Origin of the sequence: Collinsella sp. TM04-29, assembly GCF_003466565.1 — a bacterium.
Lineage (GTDB): Bacteria > Actinomycetota > Coriobacteriia > Coriobacteriales > Coriobacteriaceae > Collinsella.
Genome location: NZ_QSPW01000004.1, coordinates 24120 through 50038 on the forward strand (window position 1 = coordinate 24120; position 25919 = coordinate 50038).

A 25919-nucleotide genomic window follows, 5' to 3' on the forward strand; every position below is an offset into this window, starting at 1 on the left:
TCAGGAAGGCAGGAACCAATGGTCTCTCGTATCTACGTGGAGAAGAAACCCGGGTTCGACGTCGAGGCTCAGCAGCTCAAGGGCGAGCTGACCGAGATTCTCGGCATCAAGGGCATCGAGGCCCTGAGGATCATCAACCGCTACGACGTCGAGGGCATCGATGAGGAGCTGTTCCGCTCCTGCGTGCCGACCGTCTTTAGCGAGCCCCAGGTCGATGTGACCTACGACGAGCTCCCCGCAAGCGATGGCGCCGTCTTTGCCGTCGAATTCCTGCCTGGCCAGTTTGACCAGCGCGCCGACTCCGCCAGCGAGTGCGTGCAGCTCATCAGCCAGGGCGAGCGCCCTGTCGTGCGTTCCGCCAAGGTCTATATAATCTCGGGCGCCCTGGACGAGGCCGCCATCGAGGCCATCAAGCACTACGTGGTGAACCCCGTCGAGGCCCGCATCGCCTCGCTCGACCTACCCGAGACGCTGCACATGGAGACCCCCGAGCCTGCGCCCGTCGAGGTGCTTGACGGCTTCCGCGAGCTCGACGAGGCCGGTCTTGCCGCCTTTATCTCCGATCGCGGTCTTGCCATGGACGAGGCGGACATCGCCTTCTGCCAGCAGTACTTCCGCGATGAGGATCGCGACCCCACCATCACCGAGATTCGCGTGATCGACACCTATTGGTCCGACCACTGCCGCCACACCACCTTCGGCACCGTCCTGGATGACGTGACGATCGACGACGCTGTGGTGCAGCAGGCCTTCGACCGCTACATGGAGATGCGCCACGAACTCGGTCGCGACGCCAAGCCCGTCTGCCTCATGGACATGGGCACCATCGGCGCCAAGTACCTTAAGAAGACCGGCGTCATGACCGATGTCGATGAGTCCGAGGAGATCAACGCCTGTACCGTCAAGGTGAAGGTCGATGTCGATGGCGAGGACCAGGACTGGCTGTTCCTCTTTAAGAACGAGACCCACAACCACCCGACCGAGATCGAGCCCTTCGGCGGTGCCGCCACCTGCGTGGGCGGCGCTATCCGCGACCCGCTCTCGGGCCGCAGCTATGTGTATCAGGCCATGCGCGTCACCGGTGCCGGCGACCCCACCGTCCCCGTGTCCGAGACGCTCGAGGGCAAGCTGCCGCAGCGCAAGCTCGTGACCACCGCCGCTGCCGGCTACTCCAGCTACGGCAACCAGATCGGCCTTGCCACCGGTCAAGTCAACGAGCTCTATCACCCCGGTTACGTGGCCAAGCGCATGGAGGTCGGCGCCGTCGTGGGCGCTACCCCGGCAAACCACGTGCGTCGCGAGTGCCCCGCCCCCACCGACAAGATCATCCTGTTGGGCGGCCGCACCGGCCGTGACGGCATCGGCGGTGCCACCGGCTCCTCCAAGACCCAGAACACCGAGTCCATCGAGACATCGGGCGCCGAGGTCCAGAAGGGCAACGCCCCGGTCGAGCGCAAGCTGCAGCGCCTGTTCCGCCGCGGCGATGCCTGCCGTCTGATCAAGCGCTGCAACGACTTTGGCGCCGGCGGTGTCTCGGTCGCCGTAGGCGAGCTTGCCGACGGCCTGTATGTCGACCTTGATACCGTGACCAAGAAATACGACGGTCTTGACGGCACCGAGCTCGCCATCTCTGAATCCCAGGAGCGCATGGCCTGCGCCGTCGCCGACGGTGACGTCGAGGAGTTCATGGGCTACGCCGCCGAGGAGAACCTGGAGGCGACCGTTATCGCCGAGGTTACCGCCGAGCCGCGCATGCGCATGGCCTGGAACGGCGTCGCCATCGTCGATCTGTCCCGCGAGTTCCTCAACTCCAACGGTGCGCCCAAGCACCAGGTCGCCCACGTCTGCGCCCGCAGTGTGTGGCAGCCCAGCTGGGCCGGTACCACGCTCGCCGAGCGCATGACCTCGCTCGTCACCGACCTCAACGTCGCTTCCAACAAGGGCCTTTCCGAGCGCTTCGACTCCACCATCGGCGCCGCGACCGTGCTTATGCCTTTTGGCGGCAAGACGCAGCTCACCCCGAGCTCGGCCATGGTCGCCAAGTTCCCCGTGGACGGCGAGACCACCACGGCGAGTGCCATGGCATGGGGCTTCAACCCCTATTTGATGGAGGCCGACCAGTTTGCGGGCGCCTACCTGTCCGTGGTCGAGTCCATCGCCAAGCTCGTTGCCGCCGGCTTTGAGCACAAGCGCGCCTACCTCTCCTTCCAGGAGTACTTCGAGCGCCTGCGCACCGAGGCCGAGCGCTGGGGCAAGCCCATGGCTGCCGTCCTGGGTGCCCTTATGGCCCAGGTCGACCTGGGTGCCGGCGCCATCGGCGGCAAGGACTCCATGAGCGGTTCGTTTGAGGACGAGGCCGGCGAGCTCAACGTTCCGCCGACCCTGATCAGCTTCGCCGTCGCCGTGGGCAAGGCCGCCCGCGCCGTCTCGCCCGAGTTCAAGGGCCTCACGCACCGCGTCGTCCGCATCGCCCCCGCCACCTATGGCGAGGACTACCGCCCCGATGCTCAGCAGCTGCTCGCCGCGTTTGACGCCGTCGAGGCGCTCACTGCTACCGGCAACGCCCTGGCCATCTCCACGCCCGGCTACGGCTGCGGCGCCGAGAGCCTCTTTAAGATGTGCGTCGGTAACCAGATCGGTATCGAGCTTGCCGAGGATGTAGACGTGGAGAGCCTCTTCACCCCGCTCTACGGTAGCTTTATCGTCGAGCTCGCCGAGGATGCCGAGCTGCCCGAGGTCGCCGACGGCGTTGTCGTCGAGCCCCTGGGCACCACCGTCGAGGGCTATGTCATCGACACCGGCTCCGAGGTCATCGAGCTCGCCGAGCTCCAGGAGGCCTGGGAGAGCGGCATCGAGGGCGTCTTCGCCTACCGCAGCGCCGGCAAGACCCCCGAGGTCGAGACTATCGACTTCCGCGCCAAGGATATCCACGTGTACGGCGGCGCCAAGATCGCCCGCCCGCGCGTAATCATCCCCGTGTTCCCCGGCAACAACTGCGAGTACGACAGCGCCCGCGCCTTCCGTGCCGCCGGTGCCGAGGCCGACACCTTCGTGATCAACAACCTCACGCCCGAGGCCGTCGCCGAGAGCACCCACGAGCTTGCGCGCCGCATCCGTGCAAGCCAGATCGTTATGATCCCCGGCGGCTTCTCGGGCGGCGACGAGCCCGACGGCTCTGCCAAGTTCATCACGGCGTTCTTCCGCGCTCCCGAGGTCACCGAGGCAGTCCGCGACTTGCTCAAGGCCCGCGATGGCCTGATGCTGGGCATCTGCAACGGCTTCCAGGCCCTGATCAAGCTCGGCCTGGTGCCCTACGGCGACATCGTCGACGCCACGCCCGATGCGCCCACGCTGACGTTCAACACCATCGGTCGCCACCAGAGCCGTCTGGTGCGCACCCGTATCTCGTCCAACCTGTCCCCGTGGCTTTCGCAGTGCAGCCTGGACGACCCCTACACCGTCGCCATCAGCCACGGCGAGGGCCGCTTTGTCGCCAATGACGAGGTGCTCGCCCAGCTGATCGCCAACGGCCAGGTCGCCACGCAGTACGTGGGTGAAGACGGAAAGCCCAGCATGGATCTTTCCGTCAACCCCAACGGCTCCGCACTCGCCATCGAGGGCATCACGAGCCCCGACGGCCGCGTCCTGGGCAAGATGGGCCATGCCGAGCGTCGCGGCGACAACCTGTACCGCAACGTGCCCGAGCATGTCCCCGGCGATAAGTTCATGCCGATCTTTGAGAGCGGCGTGGCCTACTTCGCTTAAACCTTTCCCATCGGGTACAATCCCCTCGGGTAACAACACCCGCCACCGACACATCCGGTGGCGGGTTCTTTTTTGCTTCGCGCATGCAGGAAGGACATCATGGAAAGCCGCAAGCCGTATCTCGCCACCCTGCCCGGACTCATCCTGGGCTGTCTTGTTTGTTGCGCGCTCTGGGGATCGGCCTTTCCCTGCATCAAGATCGGCTACGCACTCTTTGGTATCCCGGCGCGCGATAGCGCCTCGCAGCTGCTCTTTGCGGGCTTGCGCTTCACGCTTGCCGGCGCCCTGGTTGTCGTTGGGATGAGTGCGGCCCAGCGCCGCCCCCTCATTCCGCAGGCTCGCGACATCAAGCCCATCTTTGTCTTGTCGCTCTTCCAGACTATCGGGCAGTACTTCTTTTTCTATCTGGGCCTCTCGCACGCCAGCGCCATGTCGAGCTCCATCATCGAGGCCAGCGCCAACTTCCTCGCAATCCTCTTTGCCGCCCTGGCATTTCACACCGAGAAGCTCAATGCGGCCAAGGTGCTTGGCTGTGCGCTGGGCTTTGCCGGCGTCGCGCTCGTCAACCTCTCGGGCGCAGATGGCACCTTTGGCTTCAGGCTCGATGGCGAGGGCTTTATCCTAGCCTCCACTGTCGCGGGTGCTCTTTCGACCTGCCTGATCGGCATCTTCTCGCGCAAGCATGACGGCGTCTTGCTCGCCGGCTGGCAGTTTTTAGTCGGAGGTTTGGTCCTTACCACCATCGGGTTTTTGATGGGCGGCGCGCTCTCCCCCACCGCAATCATCCCCGCCATCGCACTCATTATCTATATGGCACTCATTTCCGCCGTCGCGTACTCGCTATGGTCGCGTCTGCTTGCCGTCAACCCCGTCAGCCGTGTGTCGGTCTTTGGCTTTATGAATCCAGTCTTTGGCGTACTGTTGAGCGCTCTGCTGCTCGGCGAGGGCGCTGGCACGAGCCCTGTTACCGTACTTGTTGCCCTGCTGTTGGTCTGCGGCGGCATCATCATCGTCAACAGGCCCAAAAAGGTCTAACGAACTACCCCTATTTAGCAGAGGGGGTTCACATGCTTTAGCTTAATGGAGTACATCGGAGAGCCGAGGGCCGCCACGCCCGCCAGCGTGCGCCCTTTTTCTAGCGTATCTGGGCGCCGGCTTTCTTCTTCTCGCGCTTTACGCGGTAGAGCTCCGCGTCGGCAGCACGAAACAAGTCTTGCCAGGTATCGACGCCATCACCGACCCGTGCGTAGCCGATGGACATCCGCAACAGATACGGAACCTCGGCGCGCGCGAGCTCATCGTTGATTGTCGCGCACAGATGCATGATATCCTGTTCCGCCACTGCCTTTTGGAGCACCACGAACTCATCGCCACCATAACGTGCGATAAAGCCGCCAGACGCCGAGCAGACTTCTTTGAGCGCAGCGGATATGACCTGAAGAGCATGGTCGCCCTCCACATGCCCATAGCGATCGTTAATCTGCTTAAAGCCGTCGGCGTCCATCATAAGCAGATATACATCTTCGGCCTGATCCACATTTGAGAAGAGCGACAGCATATAGGTCTCAAAACGGTTGCGATTGTTAAGTCCAGTCAACGGGTCGGTCGAGATGAGCTGCTCCTGGTAGATGATGTAGAGCAGCAACATGCTAATCATTATGCCGACACAAAGGCCGGGCACCGAGTATACGACCTGAAAGGTACCGCCCACCAGGGCCGGAATGGCGAAAAATGCCAAGGTTCGATAGATGGCCTTCGTCTGCAGGCTCTCGACCCTGCGAGATTGCACAAATGCATGCAGGGACGTATGTATAACGTAACAGTAGCTGACGATGGGCTGGATCATATAGGCAAAGCCGCGACGATACACGCCCTGCGAATCGATATAGAACAGGGCGTGCGTCCAGTAACTGGTAAACGCCAGCACGACCACCAGAGCCGTAGGCAACGCTACAAGCACCACCCTATAGCGCGAGGTCAAAAGGCGAGAACCCTGCACCGTCTCGGAATAGATAAACCAAATGAGACACGCGATAGCAAAGAGCGAAAACGAAACCGCGTTGGAAATCCAGTTGGCAGCAATGCCCAACGTGCCGTCCACACCGTCCGAAAGCGTCCAGATCATATCGAATAATATGTACGCGGCAGAGGCGTAGCCAAGCATGCTAAACAATAGCTGCTGGGTGCTCGAGAACAAGGAGCGACGACTTCGCACGGCAAGCCCGATAAGAACAATCATGCATAGCACGAATATCTCAATCTTGAGTGCCTTAACCACTAGCGCCATCCCTTCAATACCCAAGTGGTCAGAATCGCCCAATTCGAATCAGGGCAATAAACACCCCTTTACTCCACAGGGGTAAAGGGGATAATAGCAGAGCGCCCGAACATCACTGCAAAACAGTTTCTGTTCGGGCGCCCATACGGCGCGAATTGCACACGCCGGCATCATTGATGGGTATCGATTGCTACTCGCCATCGATGTCAGTCGCGACGGCCTCCTCTATGGCCTCGACACCGACAGGCGACAGATCCTCCTTGCCTTGGCAGAACTTCTTGTCGACCCAGCCAGTCAGAATCGGAGCCATGATCGCCGTGATGATAACGGCGGTGGCGATCTGAGCGTACGCGGTGGGCGCAAGCTCGGCGTAGCGCGGTGCGACCTCGGCGAGGGCAACCGGTGTGGTCATAGCCGTGCCGGCAATGGTGGAGCAAGCCACAGCGGCCTTGCCATTGCCGCCGCACAGACGCTCGAACGCAAAGGTGATGGGACCGACGACAAACAGCGTGACAAGGCCCAGCAAGATGCCGGAAATACCGCCGGTGATAAAGCTCGACAGGCTCATGGACGCACCGAGCTGAAATCCGATGACGGCAATCGCGGGATTGGCACCGGGAACCAGCAGGTTCTTGATAAACGGGAACAGGTTGCCCAGAACCATGCCAATAACGAGTGGCAAGATGGAGCCGATAATGGTGCCAATGGGAATGTTGGCGAGGCCGGAAACACCGAGGATGATCATCGTGACGGCGGGGCCGGCCGTAAAGAACAGGATACCGACGGCGCCCTGCTCAGACTCATCACCGAACTCGCCCATGATGCCCGTATAGAGCGCCATGTTGCAAAACGTGATGCCGCCGATGATAGACACGGAGCTCAGACCCAGGAAGTTGTCGTTAAAGAAATATGCCACGCCCAGGCCGAGAGCCGCTGCGACGACCAGCTTGGGAATCAGCACGACGATGCCGGTCTTGATAGCGCCCGGCGTGGACTTAAAGCTGATGCCGGCGCCCACAAACAGCAGGATCGCGGCGACGATGGTATTGGAGCCACCGCGGCAGGCAGCCGTAAAGAATCCGCCGATCTCAAAAACCTGCGGGCAGAAGGTGTTGAGCAAAAGACCGACGATCATCGGATAAATCATGATGTCGCCCGGGATGCGCGGGACCTTGAATTTCTTTTGCTCGTTGGCGGTTGCTTCCTGTGCCATGAAACCCCCATTTCCGCTGACGGGGTACAAAAGCCCACGTCACGCTTTGCTACAGTAAAGTTTGACCATGGTACCAGAAGAAATAGACCAGCTCGGTGAAAAACTCGACAAGTTGGGATGGAACGAGATTCGGCGCCCGCGACGCCACCCCTATATAAGGCTCAAGACGATATAGAGTACGATGCCCGAGACGCAGCACCACAGCATCGATTTTGTCTTGACCGCCACGACCACGACGCCGGCGGCCGCAATCCAGGGAACCAAGGCAGGCCAGAGCCCCGCGTCGAACGCGCCGGGACTCACCAAGTCGTTGGCGACCAGCGCGGCAAAGGCAGCGGGCGGGATATAGCCCAGGGCCTCGGTAATACGGGGCGACAGGGTCCGCCCGCGCAAGGCGAACGCCGGCGCGATGCGAAAGAACGCGATAGCAGCCCACGACGACAGCCACAGAACCAAGAACTCGTTAACGGGCATCGCGGGCACCTCTTCCGTCAAATACAGCATCGCACGCCAGCGCAATGGTAATGCCGACCACGACGCTTGCCGGCACGGCAATATTCACGAGGCCCAAGAACTTGCATACGGCGACGGACACCGCGCCCGAAACCGCCGCGACAACGTTGCCGCGCGACAGCCGCTGCGAAAAGAGCAGGCAGATAAAGAGCGAGGTGCAGACAAAGGCTGCAATGGCGGTGGGAACATCGACAACGGCGCCGACGATGGCGCCCGTCGTACACGATACGCCCCATGTTGCGATAAGGATCACGTTGAGCACAAAGGACTCGCGCGGGCCCCAATCCTCCCCTTCAACCAACTTGGCAAGCGAGATGCCATATGCCTCCTCGGTAAGTGTCGCGGCAACAGCCAGCGTCTGACTCTTCGAGGCACCCGTCAGATGCGACGTGATCGATGCCGAGTAAAGCGCAAAGCGCGAGGAGATGGCAGCAACGCTCGCGACGATCGACGCCGCAGGCACACCTGCCAGCCACAGATTGCAGATCATAAACTGCCCGCTGCCCGTCACGAACGTGCTGCTCAGAGCAAAGACCATCCAGGGTTCCATTCCCGTCTGCCCCATGATCATTCCGCACGGCGCGCCTATTGCAACATAGGTAAGCATCACTGGCCAGACGGTTCTAACGATTTTGAGCACCATACGCTTCTCATCCTGACAAGGTCTCCGAGCCGCATGTAGCGACACGGCAGAATCATCATCCGACAGCAACCGAGTTCACCTACAATTGCCACCGGATCGAAAGACACAACTTTTTAGGAAGTCATTATGACAGCTATCGATCGAGACCGGGCGCGCGCGGCCTTCAAAAGCTACACCGATGCCTACGACGCCACTAACCCACGCATCGCGCTCAAATTCGAGCATACGTACCACGTGGCCGAGGCATGCGATGCCGTAGCACGCGAGCAGGGCTGGTCGTCAGAAGATATTGACCTGGCATGGCTTTGCGGCCTGCTACACGATATGGGCCGCTTTGAGCAGTTGCGGCGCTGGGACACCTTTAAGGACGCCGAGAGCATGAGCCATGCAGCGCTGGGCATCGAGGTCCTCTTTGGCGAGAATCCCGCCGATGCACCCGCCGTAACGAGCATCCGCGACTTTATCGATGACCCGGCAGAAGATGAGCTCATCCGAGCGAGCATTGCCTATCACAGCGATTTTCGTCTACCCGCGCAGCTCGACGAGCGTACGCGGAGCTTCTGCGATATCGTGCGCGATGGTGACAAGATCGACATTATGCGCACCATCGCCGACAGCACCGTCGAGACCATCCTCAAGGTGGATGAGGACGCATTTCTCGCCAGCCACTTCTCGGCACCGGCGCTTACCGCCTTTGACGAGCACCGCTGCGTCGCACGCGATGAGCGCGATGAGCCCGCAGACTACCTGGTGGGACTCATCTGCTTTATGTTTGAGCTCGTCTATCCAGCAAGCCGCGCGCTGGCGCGCGAGCAGGGTGATATCTACCGCCTGCTCGACGCGCCCTTTGGCATTACGTGCCCCTTTACCGATCCCGCCACGCAAGCGACCTGGGAGCGCCTGAAGGGCGAGATGCGCGACTGGCTGACGCGCGCTTAGCGCTCAAGCTGAGCCAGCAGCTCCTCAACGATCTCAACGGCATCGCCGACGACCTTATACTGGGCAGCACCGAAGATGGGGGCATCCGGGTCCTCATTGATGGCGACAATGCACTCCGCCCCACCGATGCCGGCGAGATGCTGGATAGCGCCCGAGACACCGATGCTCACGAGGAGCTTGGGCGAGACCGATACACCCGTCTGGCCAATTTGGTGGCGATACTCCAACCAGCCTGCCTCCACAATGGGACGCGTGCAACCAAGCTCGGCACCCAGGGCATCGGCGAGCTTTCGCATCAGGGGCAGATTCTTCTTGGAGCCGATGCCGCGGCCCACCACGACCAGACGCTCGGCATCGGCAATTGAGGCCTGCTGTCCCCACTCCTCGGCGGGAATCGAGATCTCGACGCGGGCCTTAACGTCATCCGCAAGCACTACCTGGGTAATCGTGCCGGAGCGGCTATAGTCAAACTCGGGCGCCTTAAAGATGCCGGGGCGCACCGTTACCATCTGAGGACGGTGGTTGGGGCAGATAATGGTGGCCATCAGGTTGCCGCCAAACGCCGGGCGTGTCTGCTGCAGCAGACCCGTCTCCGTATCCATAGAAAGCACCGTGCAATCGGCCGTAAGACCCGTCTGCAAGCGCACGGCCACACCGGGCGCCAGCTCGCGACCAAAGGCGGTCGCGCCGTACAGGATGGCCTCGGGCTTGCGCTCGGCTACCAAATCGCAGATCAAGCGGGCGTAGACCTCCGCGTCGTTCTGACGCAGGCGCTCGTCACGACAGACCAGAACTTCGTCCGCACCGGCGCAAGTCAGATGCTCCAGGTCCCCGAGTGAGCCCTCGGGGCTCATGCCGACCAGTGCCACCAGACGGCAGCCGCGGGCATCGGCAAGCTCGCGTCCCTTGCCCATGAGCTCGAAGGCCACGGATGCAACGGCATCGTGCTCGTCAGTCTGCACGAAGATCCAGATGTCTCGATATGCGTCAAGGTCTGCCGCGCCGGCGGCCTCGTCGCGCTCAATCGAGATGGCGTTGACGGGGCAGGCGTCGACGCACCCGCCGCACAGGATACAGCCGTCGGTTACGCGGGCACAGCGATTGGGGCGCTCGCCCTCCACCACAATGCCGCCCGAGGCGCAGGCGCGAACGCAGCGACCACAGCCGATGCAGGCTTCGCTATCGATAATCAGCCCGCTCATCTATGCCATCCCCTCGATAATCTTGGCAAGTTTTACCGCCTGCTCGGACGCCGTTCCCTCGACGGCCTCGCACGTTTGGTCACGGTCGGGCACAAACGAGTGCACGACCTGCGTCGGTGATCCGGCAAGGCCGCAACGCGAAGGATCGGCGTTTACGTCGGCAGCGCTGGCCACGCGCACGTCTGCATCCTCGGCCGCGCGAATACCGGCAATACTCGGCATGCGCAGCTGGCCAATCTCCTTGGCAGTCGTCATCGCACACGGCATCTCCAGGTACACCGTCTCCTCGCCGGCATCGCAGCCGTGAACGAGCGCCAGCGAGCCACACGTCGTAAATCCCGCGCTCTGCACACAGCTCACGTCGGTCACGCAGGGGACCCCAAAGGCGCCGGCCAGCTCGGAGCCGATCTGGGCCGTATCGCCGTCCACTGCCATCTTGCCGCAGATGATCAGGTCAAAGTCCTCATCGAGTGCCTCGATGCCGCATTTGAGGGCATAGGTGGTGGCTAGGGTATCGGCGCCCGCAAAGGCTCGGTCGGTCAGCAGCAGCGCGTCGTCGGCACCGCGGGCGATGCAGTCGCGCAGCAGCGATTCGGTCGCGGGGATGCCCATCGACACCACCGTCACACGCACGTCCATGCCAAAGCCGATAAAGTCGTCCTTCAGCGCTAGCGCACATTCGAGAGCACTTGCATCGAAGGGATTAATGACCGCCTGCTTGCCATCACGCACGATAGTATTGGTCTTGGGGTCCATCTTGACCTCGGTGCTTCCGGGCACCGCCTTGACGCACACCACCATATGGAAATCACTCATCTTCACGCGCCCCCTTTCTGGACGAGTTCATCCAAGAGCTTCTCCGAAAACAGGTTGCCGCGACCCAGCTGCCCGTCGGGATCGAGCTGGAGCTTGAGCCGCGCCGACTCGACCATGGCCTCGTGACCGTACATCGTCTCTAAGAAGCCCGCCTTGATCTTGCCGACGCCGTGCTCGGCAGAAACGGCACCGCCCATAGCCGTTACCTCCGCAGCCCACTGGGCAAACAGCTCGCCACCGCGACGGTAGTCCTGCGCGTCGCGCGGCAGGATGTTCACATGCAGATGGTTGTTACCGATGTGCCCCCAGGCAGCAGATTCAAGCCCACTTTCGGCTAACGTGCGGCGATAAAGGCCGATGACATCGTCCAAGCGTGCGTTGGGCACCGACATGTCCGAGCCCAGCTTGGTAATGGTGGGGTCGATGCGGCGACGCTCGTCAATGAGCATATTGACGCTCTCGGGAACCGCGTGGCGGAAGAACCGCTGGCACTCGCGATCGACTTCGGTGCGGGCGACCCATGTCGCATCGTCGCGGCCGCCCGCAAACTCCAGCACCCATCCCAGGCGGTACAGCTCCTCGGTCGCCTGCGCCTCGTCATCGCAGTCGAGCTCCACGTAGACACAGACCTTTGCCTCGTCGTCGAGCGCCGGCAGCGAGGCAAACGCTGTCGACTGCTCGCGCTGGCGACGCAGGATATCCAGGGCGCCAGCATCGAAATACTCAATAGCGGCGGCATGGGACAGCACGGGACGCACGGAATCGGTAAAGGACACGGCCTTGTCTTCGCTATCGAAAAAGCAACTCACACCCCATACGACCGAAGGTGCCGCCTGCAGGGCGATCTCGAGCTCGGTAATGACGCCGAGCGTGCCGCACGCACCGATAAAAAGATCGATGGCGTCCATATCGTCCGCAACAAAATACCCCGAGGCATTTTTGGTCTTGGGCATGGTGTAGTCAGGAAGATCAAGCTCGAATGTATGACCCTCTGCCGTCACGAGCGACAGGTGGCGGCCCTGGGCAAAAGCCTCGCCGCGCTGAAGCTCAAGCAAATCGCCATCAGCCAGCGCGACGTGGAGTCCCGTGATATGCGGGCGCATGGGGCCGTAAGCGTAGCTGCGGGCGCCGGAGGCGTTGCATGCCGCCATGCCACCCAGACAGGCAGATGCCTCGGTGGGATCGGTGGGAAAGAACTGCTCGGGGGACTCTTGGAACTCCTCGTAGGCCTCAAGCGATGCCTGGTCCCAACCAGCGGTCGGCAGTACCTTCTTGCTCAGCTGCTTACGCAGCTCCGAGAGCACAACGCCCGGCTCCACGCGCAGCAGAAATTGGCCTTGTTCATCGCGGCGAAGGCCCAAGTAGCGATTCATACGGGAAGTATTGAGGATATGCCCACCGTGGGGCACAGCACCGGCGGCAAGGCCGGTTCGGGCGCCCTGAACCGTTACCGGGACACGCTCGGCATGGAGCGTTTCCAAAATGGCACGGACCTCGTCTTCCGTTGTCGGAAACGAGATGCTCGATGCTTCGCCCGATGCACGAGATTCATCGCGGCCATACTCTTCGAACTCATCGGTGAAGGGTTTAATGGTTGCAGACACGCGAACTCCCCCTTTAGCTAACTACAGTGTTTGCAGGGAGATGTTACCGCATCGTTTCGTCGACGTGTTCGAGACCGTCTCCATAATTGGCGATTTTTACGTTTGTGCAATTCGGCGAACGGCAAGGCTTCCTCGGCAGACGATGCTTTTGACACATATCGCCCCGCCGTCGCCGACCGCTCGATTGTCGCTCGAAAAAAGTTGAAGTAATTTTTTCCACCTTTTACCTGCTGAGATGTCAATCCGTCAAGCATTTGGTCAGAAATTGGTCAAGTAGCGGCTGATACGGTCGGCGTCGACAACCAAAACCGATAGAAGTTTTGGCCCCAGAAGCAGGGAGGTTCCCATGGCATATTACTGGCCCCAGTACGGCGTCGCCATCGAGGTCGACGACGATCCCTATCTCCTGCCTTTCGACGAAGAGGCGTTCCCCGATACGGCGGTCTACCACGTCACCACCGATGTTATCTGCGACCCCGAGTCGTTCTCGGCGCTCGCCCACCACATCGCGCGTATCCACGACATCGAGCTCCCTCACGACTTTGACGAGCTCATCTACTCGCGCCGCCTGATGCTTCACATGCTCTTTGGAGCGGACCCGTCCACGTTCGCACGTGTCTACACCACCAAGGACGCCGCATGAGTGCGAAGAAGCCGCCCCGCCTCGCAGGACTGGGGCGTCGCAAGAAACTCGTCGTTGTCTGCCTGGCTATCGTCTGCGCCCTCATCGCCGTAGGGCTATACGCCTGGCAGTCGCAGCCCGTGCCCGAAGCGGGCGCCTCAGTCACGACGGCAGAGGGCAAATCGCGACAAGAAATCCAAGATGAGCTCGATGCCATCGTCCGCGACAACATGATGACGATTTCGGTCGCGCCGGTCGCTCAGCTACAGGAGGACGGCAAGCTGCGCGTCAACGTGCAAAACGTCCAAGACAATAAATTTCCCCAGCGATTCCGCGTCATCCAAAACGACGAGACCATGTACGAATCCGGTGTGGTCGAGACCGGCAAGACAATCGAGACGTGCCCCGCCGGCGACATCAAAGAAGGCGAGGCATACATCGAGATCCAGGCACTCGATGCCAAGACCCTCGACAGCCACGGCAATCCGACACGTGTCAGGGTACGGGTTGAGCAAGCCGAGAACTAGCTTTTTCGGCCGACGCGGCACCGCACGCAATTCACCAGCATTCGTCCAATCATCGCGGGGACGGCCCGCGGCGAATAGAAAGGAACGACCATGGACATCACCAGGAACATGAACGGAGCCAGAGCGCTCGTCGTGGGCGCAGGGCTCGCGCTCGCGCTCGCAATGGGCGCCGCCCCGACGCCAGCTCTGGCAGCCGGGCGCGTTGGAACCACGAAAGTAATGGTCAGGACCGAGATCGACAACGTAGAGTTCAAAGTTCCGACGGTTATTCCCTTCGTCGCCAAGGCCGACGGCACGCTTCAGGGCCCCTCAGAAGACGCGACCACCATCGACAATCATTCGGCCTACGGCATCCATGTCACCAACATGAAGATCGACGCCATGAACACCTGGACCATTGCCGCCGACGCCAAGGCCGGAACCGCGCAGAATTCCATCGACCTTAAGGTCGGCCCCGACGGCGCACTCCAGAACGCCAGCGCCGCAATGCAGGAGACGGGCCTCGATCTTTCCAAGAATGCAGCCTTCGACATGGGCTACCAGGGCATTGCCGGCGGCACGGACAAAATTAAGCTCAAGACAAGCGGAAACGTCGCCCGCGTCACGCGCGACATCTTCCGCGTAACCGGCGAAGGCGATCAGGTTGCAACGATCACCTGGACGGTCGAGCCCGGTGCGCACACGGCATAAGGCTATCGCCCTGGCCGCCACCGTCAGCATCCTAGCGTTTGGGCCAGCCATGGCCTTTGCCCAGCAAGAACAGGCACAGGCCGCCACGCAAGTGACGGTCGATCTCTCGGAACTCGACCGCGGCGACCGCGAGGAACCGTTGGCGCAGACAGGCGACAGACGATGGCTCTTGGCAGTAGGTGCCACAGCAGCAGGCGCGGGGACCGCCGGCCTCGGTCTGCACATCAAACACAGCCAGAAACAAAACACGGATAGGCCGCACTAAATTAGCTAAGGAGACCCCATGGCATCGAAGAACCTTTTGCCCGTCGTCGCACTCTGCGGCGCGCTCGCAACCGGAACGCCTGTCGCCGCTTGGGCGACTCCCGTCATGGCAGACTCCTTACCAGCAGCCCTAAGCTCCGCACCAAATCCGTCGAGCGCCATTGCGTGCAAGCGTTTTTCGTTCGCACAGGCCGCAATCTCAACCTCGGGATGCCTTCGTCGTAATACGGACGGCTCGATAGTCGTGGATATCAATCGTTCGAACAAGGCAAACGGCTCCCAGGCGGGGTGCGCCGTCTGCACATGGCGCTCGATTGTGCTCGATGCAGATGGCGATCCGTGCGATTTGGGGTTGCGCATCGATATCGCTTCGGTCGATGACTCGGCGAACGGAGCGAAGGTCGCCTTCGACGGTGCGTTTTTCGAGAAAGGAGGCGGTATATGTCTGGGCTGCGCCGCCGCGAATGCAGACGATGTGCAGCCCACCCTCTCATTCACGGCATCGCTGCGGCTGACCAAGGCGGGCACCGATGCCATCGCGGCGGGAGAAGCATCCCTGCTGTTCTACGCCGCCAGTACCGAAGACACAGACATTCATTTCGAGAAGCCGGCCGGATCGCTCAGCCTTACGCGCGGGACGGAGGCAGGCCCTATTGCGATCGATACCCACACGCTAGGCAGGCAACGCATTCTTGCCGACCCGGCGCTTCTCGAGATGGAGTGGAACGGATCCGGAGCCATCGGGATTGTCCCCTCCGCGCTTGACGCCAAGACGCTCCCCTCAAACGACGAACTCATCAACGCAACCATACAAGAAGAGAGCACGGACAAAGAAGCAGGTGCGGGCGACACGCCGTCGCCGACAAACAGCGTCCCAGCTTCTTTCGAAGCACCGAATGAGCCCGCTACCGGTCCAAACGATCCCGAGCTCGCGGACAGTCTGGGGCTTGCTGATCCTCAGGAGATCGATGAAGGTAACTGCTGCGTGCTTGCCGCCCTCGACCACACAGAGGTCATCGACGCCGCGAGCATCGAAGTTGCCGCCGCCAATCAGCCCGTCCGCAAGTCGGCCATCATCGCATTTCCCGAATCCATCGAAGTCGTCTTTTTGCCATCGGGCGAGGTCGTGGCCCCAACACTGCTCACCTTGTTGGGCGCCAAGAATACTCGAAACGAAATTAAAAAGGTCACGGTTGTCGACCCTGCAACCACCGCTAAACTGCGTCTATACGCCGTTGCCCCAGACGGAAGCAAGACCCTGGAATTCGATGGCGACACACTTCTAGCCTGGCGACGTCTGGACATTATGCAAGACGTCTCGTATCAGATCGAACTCGAAGGGTTTGATCGTGCCCGCGATGCCAATATCATCGCCGCGGCTATTGAATCCCCACAGCGGCTTATGACACTGCGCTTTGACTACTATCCCTATGTCCCGACAACCACCTGAGGCTTAAATGCTGCGCATCATTCCTAATACCACTTATATAACGTATTAGATGAGTCGCGATGTGCCTCGCATTTCGTTCTGCTACGATTGCCACGTTGGCATCAATACAGGAGGGCTCATGCCGGGCTTGGGAACAATCATCAACGTTGCGCTTTTAGTTGCGGGCGGTCTTTTGGGATTAGCGGGCGGCCGCTTCATTACACCGCGCATCCAAGACACGCTCATGAAAGCATCGGGGCTGTGCGTCCTGTTTATCGGCCTGGGCGGCACCATGCAAAAGATGCTCATCATCGATGGAAAGGCGCTAGCGACCACCGGTACCACCATGCCCATCGTCTCATTTGCGCTCGGCTCGCTCATCGGCGAGGCCGTCAACTTGGAAGCCGCCATCGAGAACCTTGGCGAATGGCTCAAGCGCAAGACTGGCAGTGAGGGCGATAACGAGTTCACCAACGCTTTTGTCTCGACTTCACTCACCGTGTGCATTGGCGCCATGGCCATTGTGGGATCGATCCAGGACGGTCTGCTCGGCGACTGGTCAACGCTTGCCCTCAAGGGCGCACTGGACTGCATCATCGTCTGCACCATGACGGCCTCGCTTGGCCGCGGCTGCATCTTCTCGGCCCTGCCCGTCGCCGTGTTCCAGGGGACGATCACGTTGTTTGCCGGCGCGCTCTCCCCCATCATGACCACAGCAGCCCTCAACAGCCTTTCGCTCGTAGGCTCCATGCTCATCTTCTGCGTCGGCGTCAACCTCATCCGTCCTCAGACGTTCCACACGGCCAATATGCTTCCCTCCGTCGTCATCGCCGTCATATACGCCCTCCTGTTCTAAATCTATCAACGCAGCGGTATCTCGAACATCTGTTTGATGCTGTGCTATGATATGAGGTCATCGTAGCTGCGTTCGAGAGGAGGAGCGGTGGCCGACCAGGACATCAAGATGCTCATCGAGCGCATTATGGCCGAGGCCCGAACCCATCAGTCCGCCCGCTTCTCAAACGAAATCTACGCAGACGAGCCGATTCTCAAGACCGGCCGCCAGATGCAGAACTTCCTCCCCGACCAATACCGCAAGATGCGTGAGATATCGCGTTGGCAAGAAGACCCAAAGGGCGGCGCGGGCCGTTGGCTTTCGGAAGCCGAACTTTTCTACCGCCAAGGCCTGCTGATGGCCGACTTTGAGGACGACTGTCCCTACAACGGCACCTTTAAGTCGTACTTTCCCACCTACAACGCCATGAGCGACCGGCAGTTGCGCGGCTACTTTACCTGGCGTGCCCAAGTGCGCCGCGGGAATATCGAGGAGACATCGACCTCGTTTGCCTTCTTGTATCTCTACGAGCTGATCTGCGGCATTGGCGTAGATGATCCGCTCGATGGTTTTAACAAGATCAAGGCTTTTTGGGATGTCTATCGCGCCTTCGAGCCCGGCATCGACCGGTTTGCGCGCGTGTGGCTGCAGGACTACGCCGTGTTCCACGGGCTCGACCCCAAGCTGCTTCGCGACTCTAAAACCGTCATGTTCGATAACGCCCTTATCGAACTGCGGCGCGCGGCACGAGACCTTGTACCGGCACCGTCCGGCCAGACCCCTAAGCGTCGCAAAACCTCCGAGCCCACGCTCCCCCTTCCGCCCGATGAGGTGCGCGAGGAGCGACTCATGGCCGCCATCAACGCCCTCTCCACGTACAACCTAAGTAGCTCGCGGCTCGACCGCAGCCACCACCGTGATCTGCGCCACGTGGCGTGCGCCGTGTATGTCCGCATGGTGCGCTACTATGACACGCACCGAAAGACCGGCATCGTGGCAAGTTTATTTGGGGAGGAGACGGCCATGCCCTACACCATGTTTGCCTCGGCCGTATTCTTTGCGCCCGAGCGCCACGAGGACTGCGAATACCGTCTGGACCCCATCCATATCTACCGTTGCCAAAACGGCTTTTGGGAATGCATGCGTATCCACGGTAGTAGGCAAAAGAGCAGCAAGCTTGGCAAGATGATGCGCGCCTGCGACCAACGCCTGCGCCTGGCCCTGGACCCCGCCCATCCTCTAAAGGAAGAGAAGGTCCCCAAATATATGGCCAAGATCATCGATGACGAGATCGTGGCATGGCTTTCGTGGGATGCCGCGCACCAGCCCGTCAAGATCGATATCGACCTGAGCCAGCTGGGGCACATTCGGAGCGCCGCCGCGCAAACGCGCGAAGCGCTTTTGATCGATGAGGAGCGCGAGGACGGCACGCTTACGGATGCCGAGGTGGCAGTTGCCGAACGACGGGAAGCCGAGCCCGTGGCCGACACGATCGCCGAACCAGTCGCGACGACTATGCAGCAGGACGAGGCTAGCGTGCCGACCATCTCCACCGAGCAGTTTGGCGTCGTAGCCCCGCTCCTCGCGCCAACGCCCGCGCCCGCCGACACCGCGTCCGCACTCGATCCCGCCGCAGACGCCTATCTTCGAGCACTACTCGAGCAAAACGCAGCACAGACGGCATCGGCGGTGGAACAGTCGGGCAAGAGTGAGGACATGCTCGTCGATAGCATCAACGAGGCGCTCTTTGACCTGGTGGGCGACACCGTAATTGAATTTAGCGCGGCAGGGCCGCAGATTATCGAGGACTACGAAGCAGACGTGAGAGGATACCTAGACCATGAGTGATACCGCATCCGCAGCACCTCGCGTGCCCAAGCGCGTCGCTGCCGTCATTCTCAACTCGCTCAAGGGCGGCGTGGTCCCGCGCATCGGCCTTCCTTACATCACCGTAGGGCGCGAGGTCGAGATCCGCGCCCTGCTCACCGATCTGAGTCTCATCGCCGACGGTGGCGCGAGCTTCCGCTTTCTGGTCGGTCGTTACGGCGCCGGCAAGAGCTTTTTGCTCCAGACCATCCGCACGCACGCCATGGGCGAGGGATTCGTCGTCGCTGATGCCGACCTGTCGCCCGAGCGCCGCCTGCAGGGCGGTCAGGGACAGGGCCTTGCCACCTACCGCGAGCTCATCCGCAATATATCGACCAAGACGCGCCCCGAGGGCGGTGCGCTCAACCTTATTCTGGATCGCTGGGTCGCCTCGTGTGCCGGCGTCGACGAGTCGGTCGTCAATGCCCAACTGGCCCCGCTCGAGGAGATGGTCCACGGCTTCGACTTCACCCGCATGCTCCGCCGCTATCGCATGGCCGCATCCGGGGGCGACGAAGAGGCCATGAGCCGCGTGACCAAATGGATTCGCGGCGAATACCGCACCAAGAGCGAGGCACGCGCCGAGCTGGGCTCCTCGACCATCATCAGCGATGACGACTGGTACGACTACGTTAAGCTCATTGCGCGCTTTTTGGTCTGCAGCGGCTACAAGGGCATGCTGGTGCTCATCGACGAGCTCGTAAATTTGTACAAGATTCCCAACGCGATCACGCGCCAATACAACTACGAGAAGATTCTGACCATGTACAACGACACGCTTCAGGGCAAGGCGCAGTACCTGGGCGTGATCATGGGCGGCACGCCAACCTCCATCGAAGACCGCCGCCGTGGCGTATTCTCCTACGAGGCCTTGCGCAGTCGACTCGCTCAGGGCCGCTTTGCGCGCGAAGACCTTAAGGACATGCTCGCGCCCATCATCCGCCTGCAGCCACTCACCTATGAGGAGCTGCTGGTGCTGATCGAAAAGCTCATGCAAATTCACGCCGGCTACTTTGGCTGGACGCCCACGCTTACCGAGAACGACTTGGTGGACTTCCTCAAGATTGAGTTTGGCCGCGTGGGGGCCGACACGCATCTGACGCCCCGCGAGGTCATCCGCGACTTTATTGAGCTGCTCGACATCCTGTGTCAGAACCCTGACGCCAACGTAGCCGAGCTGCTGCAAAGCGTCGGTGGCGACACGCTAGCGCCGGCGACCGCAACAGGCGACACCGATACCGCAGGCGGCGACCGCAATTTCGCCGAGTTCACCATCTAACCTGCCAAAAAAGGGACAGGTTTATTTTGGCAGGTTTTATCTGGGCAAACGCCGATATTGCAAGATATCGAGCCGTTGCCCGTTGCGTTGATCAGCCCGTTGTTGAGAGGAGGTCCCATGAACGCCTTTGACCGATATGCCCCGTTTATCCAAGACTTCATCTACTCCCACGATTGGGAGAGTCTGCGCTCTATCCAGGTTGCGGCGGCAGACGCCATCTTTAACACGCAGGACAACGTACTCCTGACGGCATCCACGGCTTCCGGCAAAACCGAGGCGGCCTTCTTTCCCATCCTGACCGAGTTTTGGGAGAACCCGCCCGCGAGCGTGGGCGCCCTCTACATCGGCCCCCTCAAAGCGCTCATCAATGATCAGTTCGTCCGCCTCAACGACCTCTGCGAAGAGGCCGATATCCCTGTCTGGCACTGGCATGGCGATGTCTCGCAGTCGCACAAGGCTAAGCTCATCAAAAGACCGAGCGGCATCTTGCAGATTACGCCCGAATCACTCGAAGCACTCTTAATCCATAAGCACATGGCGATCCCGCGCATGTTTTGCGACCTGCGCTATGTGGTCATCGATGAAGTCCACTCGCTCATGCGCGGCGACCGTGGCGGACAGACGCTCTGCCTTATTGAGCGCCTGTCGCGCATGGCAGGCGTGCAGCCCCGTCGCATCGGCCTTTCGGCCACCATCGGCGACCCCGAGCGCACGGGTGCCTTTCTCTCGCAGGGAACGGGGCGCAACTGCGTTGTCCCCCGTTTTGAGGAACCGCGCCGCGTATGGCGCATCTCCATGGAGCACTTCTACAACTCGGGCCCCCAGGCACAGCAGCGAAGATTCACGAGCACAGGCCCGCAGGAAGCTGAGGTGCTCGCATGCGAGCGCATTGAGGCGGCACCACCCGCGGCACTGCCCGTCAGCACCCAAGACATGCGCCATAGCGGACAGCTCACACAAGAGGAGCGCCGTCAACGTCGTGAGCGGGCACGGGGCAAGGCTGCCCCCAAGGACAGTCGCGCTTCCTCAGCCCCCGAGGGCGAAGTCGACATCCCGCAGGCAACCGAACAGGCACTGCTCAACCCCACCGACACCGCACCCGACAACGCCGACCCCGGCATGGGCTACATCTTTGAACATACGCGCGGCCGCAAGTGCCTGGTCTTTGCCAACTCGCGCGAGGAGGCAGAGGCCGTATGCTCCATGCTGCGCAGCTACTGTGAAAGCCGACACGAGCCAGACCGCTTCCTTATCCATCATGGCAACCTCTCGGCATCGCTACGCGAGACCGCCGAGGAGCTCATGCGCGACGAAGAACAGGCACAGACAACCGTCACCACCTCCACGCTGGAGCTCGGCATTGATATCGGTCGCCTGGAGCGCGCGTTCCAGATCGATGCACCGTTTACCGTCAGCTCCTTTTTGCAGCGCATGGGACGCACGGGACGCCGCGATCTTCCGCCCGAGATGTGGTTTGTCATGCGCGAGGAGGAACCCGAGCCGCGCACGATGATGCCCGAGACCATTCCATGGAAGCTCCTCCAGGGCATCGCGCTCGTACAACTCTATCGCGAGGAAAAGTGGGTCGAGCCGCCCGAGCTCGATCGACTCCCCTACAGTTTGCTCTATCACCAGACCATGTCGACACTCGCCAGCACCGGCGAGCTCACACCGGCCGAGCTTGCTCAGCGCGTGCTCACGCTCAGCTATTTCCACCGCGTCTCGGCCGATGACTATCGCGTACTGCTGCGCCACCTCATCAAGATCGACCACATCCAGGTCACCGAGGGCGGTGGGCTCATCGTGGGCCTCGCGGGCGAGCGCATCATCAACAACTTTAAGTTCTACGCCGTGTTCCAGGAAAACGAGGAGTTTACCGTTCGCAGCGAATCGGCCGAGCTGGGCACGATCGTCAATCCCCCACCGCCCGGTGAGCGCATCGCCATCGCCGGACACTGCTGGATTGTCGAGGAAGTGGACTGGAAGCGTCATACCGTCTTTGCCACGCAGGTCAAGGGCCGTGTGCCGGCCTACTTTGGCGACTGTCCCGGCGATATCAATACACACGTACTCGAGCGCATGCGCAAGGCGCTCAACGAGCACGCGGCATATCCGTACCTCATGGGCAACGCGCGGGCACGCCTTGCACAGGCTCGTCATACCGCCGAGATTTCGGGCGCGGGAACTAAACCGCTCATTAACCTGGGCGGCGACACCTGGGTGCTCTTCCCCTGGTTGGGAAGCTACGCCTTTTTGGCGCTCGAGCGCATGCTCAAGATTAAATGCGCCGCGGAGCTGGGCCTTCGCGGGCTCGATCCGTCGCGTCCATACTTTATGCAGTTTAAGATGAAGGCCGATGAGGAGACGTTCTTTGAGGTGCTCGCCGACGAGGCCGAGAAGGACTTCGACCCCATCGAGCTCGTCTATCCCGGCGAGGTGCCTTATTTTGATCGCTACGACGAGTACGTTCCCGAGGAGCTTGTGCGCAAAGGCTTCGCCGAAGGCGTGCTCGACATAGAGGGCATGAAGCAGCGTGTCCGCAGCTGGCGCGACCACACATAAAACCAGTCTTTTTGGGACGGGGAGACTTACTTGTCGTGGAGGACGGTGCCGAGGAAGTCGGTGTCGAAGGGCACGGCTTCGGCAAAAGCGTAGTCGCCGTCGCTGGCGATGAGCAGGTAGTTCTCCTCGCCGCCGAACTCCGCATCGCCACATGGGACCACCCAGGCGTGGGCGAATACCTCGAGTGCCGTGGCAGCGCAGTCGCGCAGGAACGTCACGTCGCTCCCCTCGTTTGCGCTCACGATATTGGCCGCGTAGATACCCCCGGGGTTCAGGCTGCCCCGCACTAAACGCAACGCCTCAACCGTCGCCAGCTCGCGTACGGGCTCGGCACCGCCAAAGCAATCGCTCACGACCACGTCGTAGCGACGATGGCCCACGCTCGTCACGCCCAGATACGAACGAGCCTCGGCGGTAATCACCCGCAAGCGGTCGCCCACCGTGCGCTCCAGTTCGTCCAGATAGAACCAACGACGTGCCAGACGCGTAATCTCTGCGTCATACTCGATGACGTCCATGCGCAAACTCTCGTGCGACATCAGCGCAAATTTGGGATAGGCAAACCCACCGCCGCCCAGCATAAGCATGCGGTCGACGCCGTGACCACAAACGTCGCGCATCGCATCCTCGGCCTCAAATACGTCGTCAAACGCACGATAGTACGCAAAGACGGGCTCCGCCCAGCGCTCGCCAACGTAACTCGCGCTTTGGTAGACGCCGCCCTGCACGAGCACACGGACCTCGTCACCGCTCTCGTCGTGCATGCGTTTCACACGCGCCAACCCATTGCGAGTTCGCGCAACCTGCAGACAGGCAGCACGAACAGCGACGGCGGCCGCACCAAGCGCCGCAGCTCCCAGAGCAACGCTGGCAACGACGCCGGCAGAAACACTCGGTTTGTTCATCTAGAGCTCCTTTTGCAGATAAAGGCCATGGTCATAAAAACCAAGATGGCGATAGTACTCGCGCGTGCCAATCGCGCTGATCACGTTGATGCGCGCATAGCCCGCGTCCCGAGCAATCTGGCACGCACGCTCCACGAGCAGACGCCCCAGACCGTGATGCTGAGCCGCCTGGCCCTGATCGCCCACACGTGCCGCCATACCATAGACGTGCACCTCGCGAATCATCGCTTCCTCCGGCCTGGTCGGCAACTCGTCCGCATGTGCGGTGACAAAGGCGCGATCGGGCAGAGACAGGCGCAAAAACCCCGCGATCTTGCCCTGCGGCGTTACCCACTGCAAAAAGCGCTCGTGCGTCACCGGCGTCTCGTACGCTACATCCTCGTCAAGGGTCAACTCGCCCAGGTCGGCACCCGCGGTACTGATCTCGCGATAGCGAATCTCACGCACCGTCGCACCGTCACCCCGAGCAGCCAGGCGGTTCTCAACGAGCTGACGCAGGTTGGGCTTCTTGTTGCCCACCATGATGTCGTCGGAACTAAAGTCGCGAATCATACGGCTAATGCGGCAGAACGCCGGCGTCACCACGATGTCGTCGGCCAACACATCGAGCAGCTCTTCCTCGGTATAAGGGCGCCATTCGCCACGCTCATAGCAGCCCACCAGACGCGAGCCCTCGATGAGCGCACACGGGTAGACCTTGACCTCGTCGGGCATAAAGGCGCCCTCGGTCATAAAGCGCTCGTAGTCGTGCTTGTCCCCCTCGGGCGTGGCGCCCAGCAAGTTGAGCATAAAATGCGCATGGATCTTAAAGCCAAACAGGCGCGCGAGCGAAAACGCCCGCTCGATCTGCGCCACCGAAATGCGGCGCTCGTTGATATCGAGCAGATGCTGGTCGAGGCTCTGGATACCCATCTGAATCTTGGTGCAGCCCAGACGGCGGATGAGTGTGAGCGCCTGCGGTGTCACAGCATCGGGGCGCGTCTCGATAACGAGCCCCACCACGCGATGCTTCGCCGTCTCGTTGATGCGCTGCTGCCGCTCAAGCTCTTTCATCGTCGCCGTCTGCCACTCGGCGACCTCGCCCCACGGCGTGCCGGAGCCGTACAGACAACGCACCGCGCGGTTATAGCCGCCCACGGCAGCATCCACACGCCCCTGCTCGTCGGCAACGCCGGCAGCGAGCTTGGCCTCGTCTGTCGCAATGCCGGCAGCCCGATAGCGCTCGCGGCGCTCTGTTACCACCGGCGGCAGGGCATCGGCGGGAGCATCATCGAGCAGGCGCCCTGCCTCGGCACGGCTGATGCCCGGACGCGCCAACATGGGGTTTGCCGCCACGCCGGCGACGGCATCGTCATTGAGCGCACGGAAGAGCTCCGACATAAACCATGCCTGATACCCTTGCGGATAGTCGCTCCAGGTACCACCGAGCACGATGAGCTCTATCTTGTCGGTCGCATGCCCCATCTGCGAAAGCGCGGTCAGACGAGCGCTCACCTGCAGATACGGATCGAAGCAGTTTTGCTCCGCACGGGCACACGCCGGCTCAGCGTGCAGATAGCTCTTGGGCATGCGCAGATCGTTGGGACAAAATAGGCAATCGCCCGAGCATGGCCAGGGCTTGGTGATAACGGTAATGGTCGCCACGCCCGAAGCCGTGCGGCGCGGCTTCATGCGCAGCACCTGCAGCAGTTGGCGTTCCAGATCGGCATCGACATTCCACGCAGCCCACCGAGCCGGCTCCTCACGTTTAGCCCGCTGGTAGAACGGCAGCAGACGGCGCTTGGCCAAATCGCGTTTGTCGGCACCCTCACGGCGCGCCTCGGCATGTATCAGTTTGACGAGCGCCTTGTCGTCCACGGTCTCACCGCGACGCAGAGCCTCGAGTATGTTCAAGATAATCTGTTCCATGTCCCCATTGTAAAGGCAAAGGCGCCGGAGCCCGTCACGGCCCCGACGCCTCCATCAAA

At 61.3% G+C, this 25919-nt stretch carries 21 protein-coding genes; 11 read left to right on the forward strand and 10 right to left on the reverse strand.

The annotated features are described in order from the left end of the window. The first annotated feature begins 18 nt into the window (after window positions 1–18). Together DXD39_RS07960 and DXD39_RS07965 are read left to right on the forward strand one after the other, a co-directional pair. Window positions 19–3765 (forward strand): phosphoribosylformylglycinamidine synthase, encoded by a 3747-nt coding sequence (locus tag DXD39_RS07960; protein WP_117803721.1) that lies wholly within the window; start codon window positions 19–21, stop codon window positions 3763–3765. 99 nt (window positions 3766–3864) lie between these two features. Continuing rightward, window positions 3865–4800 carry a DMT family transporter gene (locus tag DXD39_RS07965; RefSeq protein ID WP_117803722.1) on the forward strand — a complete coding sequence of 312 codons (936 nt, stop codon included), beginning with the start codon at window positions 3865–3867 and terminating at the stop codon, window positions 4798–4800. A 100-nt stretch (window positions 4801–4900) separates the two neighbouring features. Here DXD39_RS07965 and DXD39_RS07970 read toward each other — a convergent pair whose 3' ends face one another. The 4 genes from DXD39_RS07970 to DXD39_RS07985 form a co-directional block, all read right to left on the reverse strand. Beyond that, a complete protein-coding gene (locus tag DXD39_RS07970; protein WP_369832335.1) occupies window positions 4901–5890 on the reverse strand; it encodes a diguanylate cyclase domain-containing protein in 990 nt (329 codons plus the stop codon). 343 nt (window positions 5891–6233) lie between these two features. Next, window positions 6234–7256 (reverse strand): 2-keto-3-deoxygluconate permease, encoded by a 1023-nt coding sequence (locus tag DXD39_RS07975; protein WP_117645720.1) that lies wholly within the window; start codon window positions 7254–7256, stop codon window positions 6234–6236. Between the two features lie 150 nt (window positions 7257–7406). Continuing rightward, window positions 7407–7730: an AzlD domain-containing protein gene (locus tag DXD39_RS07980; protein WP_035137063.1), complete on the reverse strand. Its 324-nt coding sequence runs from the start codon at window positions 7728–7730 to the stop codon at window positions 7407–7409. After that, a complete protein-coding gene (locus DXD39_RS07985) occupies window positions 7720–8412 on the reverse strand; it encodes an AzlC family ABC transporter permease (RefSeq protein ID WP_117803724.1) in 693 nt (230 codons plus the stop codon). The genes DXD39_RS07980 and DXD39_RS07985 overlap by 11 nt, the downstream gene beginning before the upstream one ends. A gap of 126 nt (window positions 8413–8538) precedes the next feature. On the opposite strand from DXD39_RS07985, the gene DXD39_RS07990 reads away from it, so the two are divergent. Continuing rightward, window positions 8539–9351, forward strand: coding sequence for an HD domain-containing protein (locus DXD39_RS07990; RefSeq protein ID WP_117803725.1), 813 nt, complete (start codon window positions 8539–8541; stop codon window positions 9349–9351). Here the strand turns inward: DXD39_RS07990 and DXD39_RS07995 are convergent. The 3 genes from DXD39_RS07995 to DXD39_RS08005 are packed head-to-tail and all read right to left on the reverse strand — an operon-like array spanning window position 9348 to window position 12973. Next, window positions 9348–10553 (reverse strand): electron transfer flavoprotein subunit alpha, encoded by a 1206-nt coding sequence (locus DXD39_RS07995; protein WP_117803726.1) that lies wholly within the window; start codon window positions 10551–10553, stop codon window positions 9348–9350. The two genes, DXD39_RS07990 and DXD39_RS07995, sit on opposite strands and share 4 nt — an antisense overlap. Further along, window positions 10554–11369, reverse strand: coding sequence for an electron transfer flavoprotein subunit beta/FixA family protein (locus DXD39_RS08000; protein ID WP_117803727.1), 816 nt, complete (start codon window positions 11367–11369; stop codon window positions 10554–10556). A gap of 2 nt (window positions 11370–11371) precedes the next feature. Continuing rightward, complete coding sequence (locus tag DXD39_RS08005) at window positions 11372–12973, reverse strand: FAD-binding oxidoreductase (RefSeq protein WP_117803728.1); 1602 nt, start codon at window positions 12971–12973, stop codon at window positions 11372–11374. A gap of 346 nt (window positions 12974–13319) precedes the next feature. On the opposite strand from DXD39_RS08005, the gene DXD39_RS08010 reads away from it, so the two are divergent. The 3 genes from DXD39_RS08010 to DXD39_RS08020 all read left to right on the forward strand — a co-directional run bounded on the left by DXD39_RS08010 (window position 13320) and on the right by DXD39_RS08020 (window position 14812). After that, entirely contained in the window at window positions 13320–13616 is a 297-nt protein-coding gene (locus DXD39_RS08010; RefSeq protein WP_089573322.1) for a hypothetical protein, read from the forward strand. After that, window positions 13613–14122, forward strand: a complete 510-nt coding sequence (locus DXD39_RS08015) for a hypothetical protein (RefSeq protein ID WP_117803729.1) — start codon at window positions 13613–13615, stop codon at window positions 14120–14122. Before DXD39_RS08010 ends, DXD39_RS08015 begins: the two co-directional genes overlap by 4 nt. A 90-nt stretch (window positions 14123–14212) precedes the next feature. Continuing rightward, window positions 14213–14812, forward strand: coding sequence for a hypothetical protein (locus DXD39_RS08020; protein ID WP_117803730.1), 600 nt, complete (start codon window positions 14213–14215; stop codon window positions 14810–14812). Between the two features lie 31 nt (window positions 14813–14843). Here the strand turns inward: DXD39_RS08020 and DXD39_RS10185 are convergent, their stop codons facing one another. Continuing rightward, the gene (locus DXD39_RS10185) at window positions 14844–15044 is read right to left on the reverse strand and encodes a hypothetical protein (protein ID WP_147348102.1); all 201 of its coding nucleotides are present in this window, start codon (window positions 15042–15044) and stop codon (window positions 14844–14846) included. 51 nt (window positions 15045–15095) lie between these two features. Here DXD39_RS10185 and DXD39_RS08030 point away from each other — a divergent pair, with 51 nt between their 5' ends. From DXD39_RS08030 to DXD39_RS08050, 5 genes are all read left to right on the forward strand, one after another. Further along, window positions 15096–16526, forward strand: coding sequence for a hypothetical protein (locus DXD39_RS08030; RefSeq protein ID WP_117803731.1), 1431 nt, complete (start codon window positions 15096–15098; stop codon window positions 16524–16526). A 49-nt stretch (window positions 16527–16575) separates the two neighbouring features. Next, complete coding sequence (locus tag DXD39_RS08035) at window positions 16576–17361, forward strand: DUF554 domain-containing protein (RefSeq protein WP_233541147.1); 786 nt, start codon at window positions 16576–16578, stop codon at window positions 17359–17361. An 87-nt stretch (window positions 17362–17448) separates the two neighbouring features. After that, window positions 17449–19188: a TerB N-terminal domain-containing protein gene (locus DXD39_RS08040; RefSeq protein ID WP_233541148.1), complete on the forward strand. Its 1740-nt coding sequence runs from the start codon at window positions 17449–17451 to the stop codon at window positions 19186–19188. Then, window positions 19181–20485: an ATP-binding protein gene (locus DXD39_RS08045; protein WP_117803732.1), complete on the forward strand. Its 1305-nt coding sequence runs from the start codon at window positions 19181–19183 to the stop codon at window positions 20483–20485. The genes DXD39_RS08040 and DXD39_RS08045 overlap by 8 nt, the downstream gene beginning before the upstream one ends. 117 nt (window positions 20486–20602) lie before the next feature. Next, window positions 20603–23047, forward strand: coding sequence for a DEAD/DEAH box helicase (locus DXD39_RS08050; protein WP_117803733.1), 2445 nt, complete (start codon window positions 20603–20605; stop codon window positions 23045–23047). A gap of 26 nt (window positions 23048–23073) precedes the next feature. Here the strand turns inward: DXD39_RS08050 and DXD39_RS08055 are convergent, their stop codons facing one another. Next, a complete protein-coding gene (locus DXD39_RS08055; RefSeq protein WP_117803734.1) occupies window positions 23074–23952 on the reverse strand; it encodes a spermidine synthase in 879 nt (292 codons plus the stop codon). After that, window positions 23953–25860, reverse strand: a complete 1908-nt coding sequence (locus DXD39_RS08060; protein WP_117803735.1) for an elongator complex protein 3 — start codon at window positions 25858–25860, stop codon at window positions 23953–23955. Between the last annotated feature and the right edge of the window lie 59 nt (window positions 25861–25919).

Coding starts and splice junctions, on each gene's coding strand:
- DXD39_RS07960 (WP_117803721.1), top strand. CDS start 19: ATGGTCTCTCGTATCTACGTGGAGAAGAAACCCGGGTTCGACGTCGAG.
- DXD39_RS07965 (WP_117803722.1), top strand. CDS start 3,865: ATGGAAAGCCGCAAGCCGTATCTCGCCACCCTGCCCGGACTCATCCTG.
- DXD39_RS07970 (WP_369832335.1), bottom strand. CDS start 5,890: ATGATCTGGACGCTTTCGGACGGTGTGGACGGCACGTTGGGCATTGCT.
- DXD39_RS07975 (WP_117645720.1), bottom strand. CDS start 7,256: ATGGCACAGGAAGCAACCGCCAACGAGCAAAAGAAATTCAAGGTCCCG.
- DXD39_RS07980 (WP_035137063.1), bottom strand. CDS start 7,730: ATGCCCGTTAACGAGTTCTTGGTTCTGTGGCTGTCGTCGTGGGCTGCT.
- DXD39_RS07985 (WP_117803724.1), bottom strand. CDS start 8,412: ATGGTGCTCAAAATCGTTAGAACCGTCTGGCCAGTGATGCTTACCTAT.
- DXD39_RS07990 (WP_117803725.1), top strand. CDS start 8,539: ATGACAGCTATCGATCGAGACCGGGCGCGCGCGGCCTTCAAAAGCTAC.
- DXD39_RS07995 (WP_117803726.1), bottom strand. CDS start 10,553: ATGAGCGGGCTGATTATCGATAGCGAAGCCTGCATCGGCTGTGGTCGC.
- DXD39_RS08000 (WP_117803727.1), bottom strand. CDS start 11,369: ATGAGTGATTTCCATATGGTGGTGTGCGTCAAGGCGGTGCCCGGAAGC.
- DXD39_RS08010 (WP_089573322.1), top strand. CDS start 13,320: ATGGCATATTACTGGCCCCAGTACGGCGTCGCCATCGAGGTCGACGAC.
- DXD39_RS08015 (WP_117803729.1), top strand. CDS start 13,613: ATGAGTGCGAAGAAGCCGCCCCGCCTCGCAGGACTGGGGCGTCGCAAG.
- DXD39_RS08020 (WP_117803730.1), top strand. CDS start 14,213: ATGGACATCACCAGGAACATGAACGGAGCCAGAGCGCTCGTCGTGGGC.
- DXD39_RS08030 (WP_117803731.1), top strand. CDS start 15,096: ATGGCATCGAAGAACCTTTTGCCCGTCGTCGCACTCTGCGGCGCGCTC.
- DXD39_RS08035 (WP_233541147.1), top strand. CDS start 16,576: ATGAGTCGCGATGTGCCTCGCATTTCGTTCTGCTACGATTGCCACGTT.
- DXD39_RS08045 (WP_117803732.1), top strand. CDS start 19,181: ATGAGTGATACCGCATCCGCAGCACCTCGCGTGCCCAAGCGCGTCGCT.
- DXD39_RS08050 (WP_117803733.1), top strand. CDS start 20,603: ATGAACGCCTTTGACCGATATGCCCCGTTTATCCAAGACTTCATCTAC.
- DXD39_RS08055 (WP_117803734.1), bottom strand. CDS start 23,952: ATGAACAAACCGAGTGTTTCTGCCGGCGTCGTTGCCAGCGTTGCTCTG.
- DXD39_RS08060 (WP_117803735.1), bottom strand. CDS start 25,860: ATGGAACAGATTATCTTGAACATACTCGAGGCTCTGCGTCGCGGTGAG.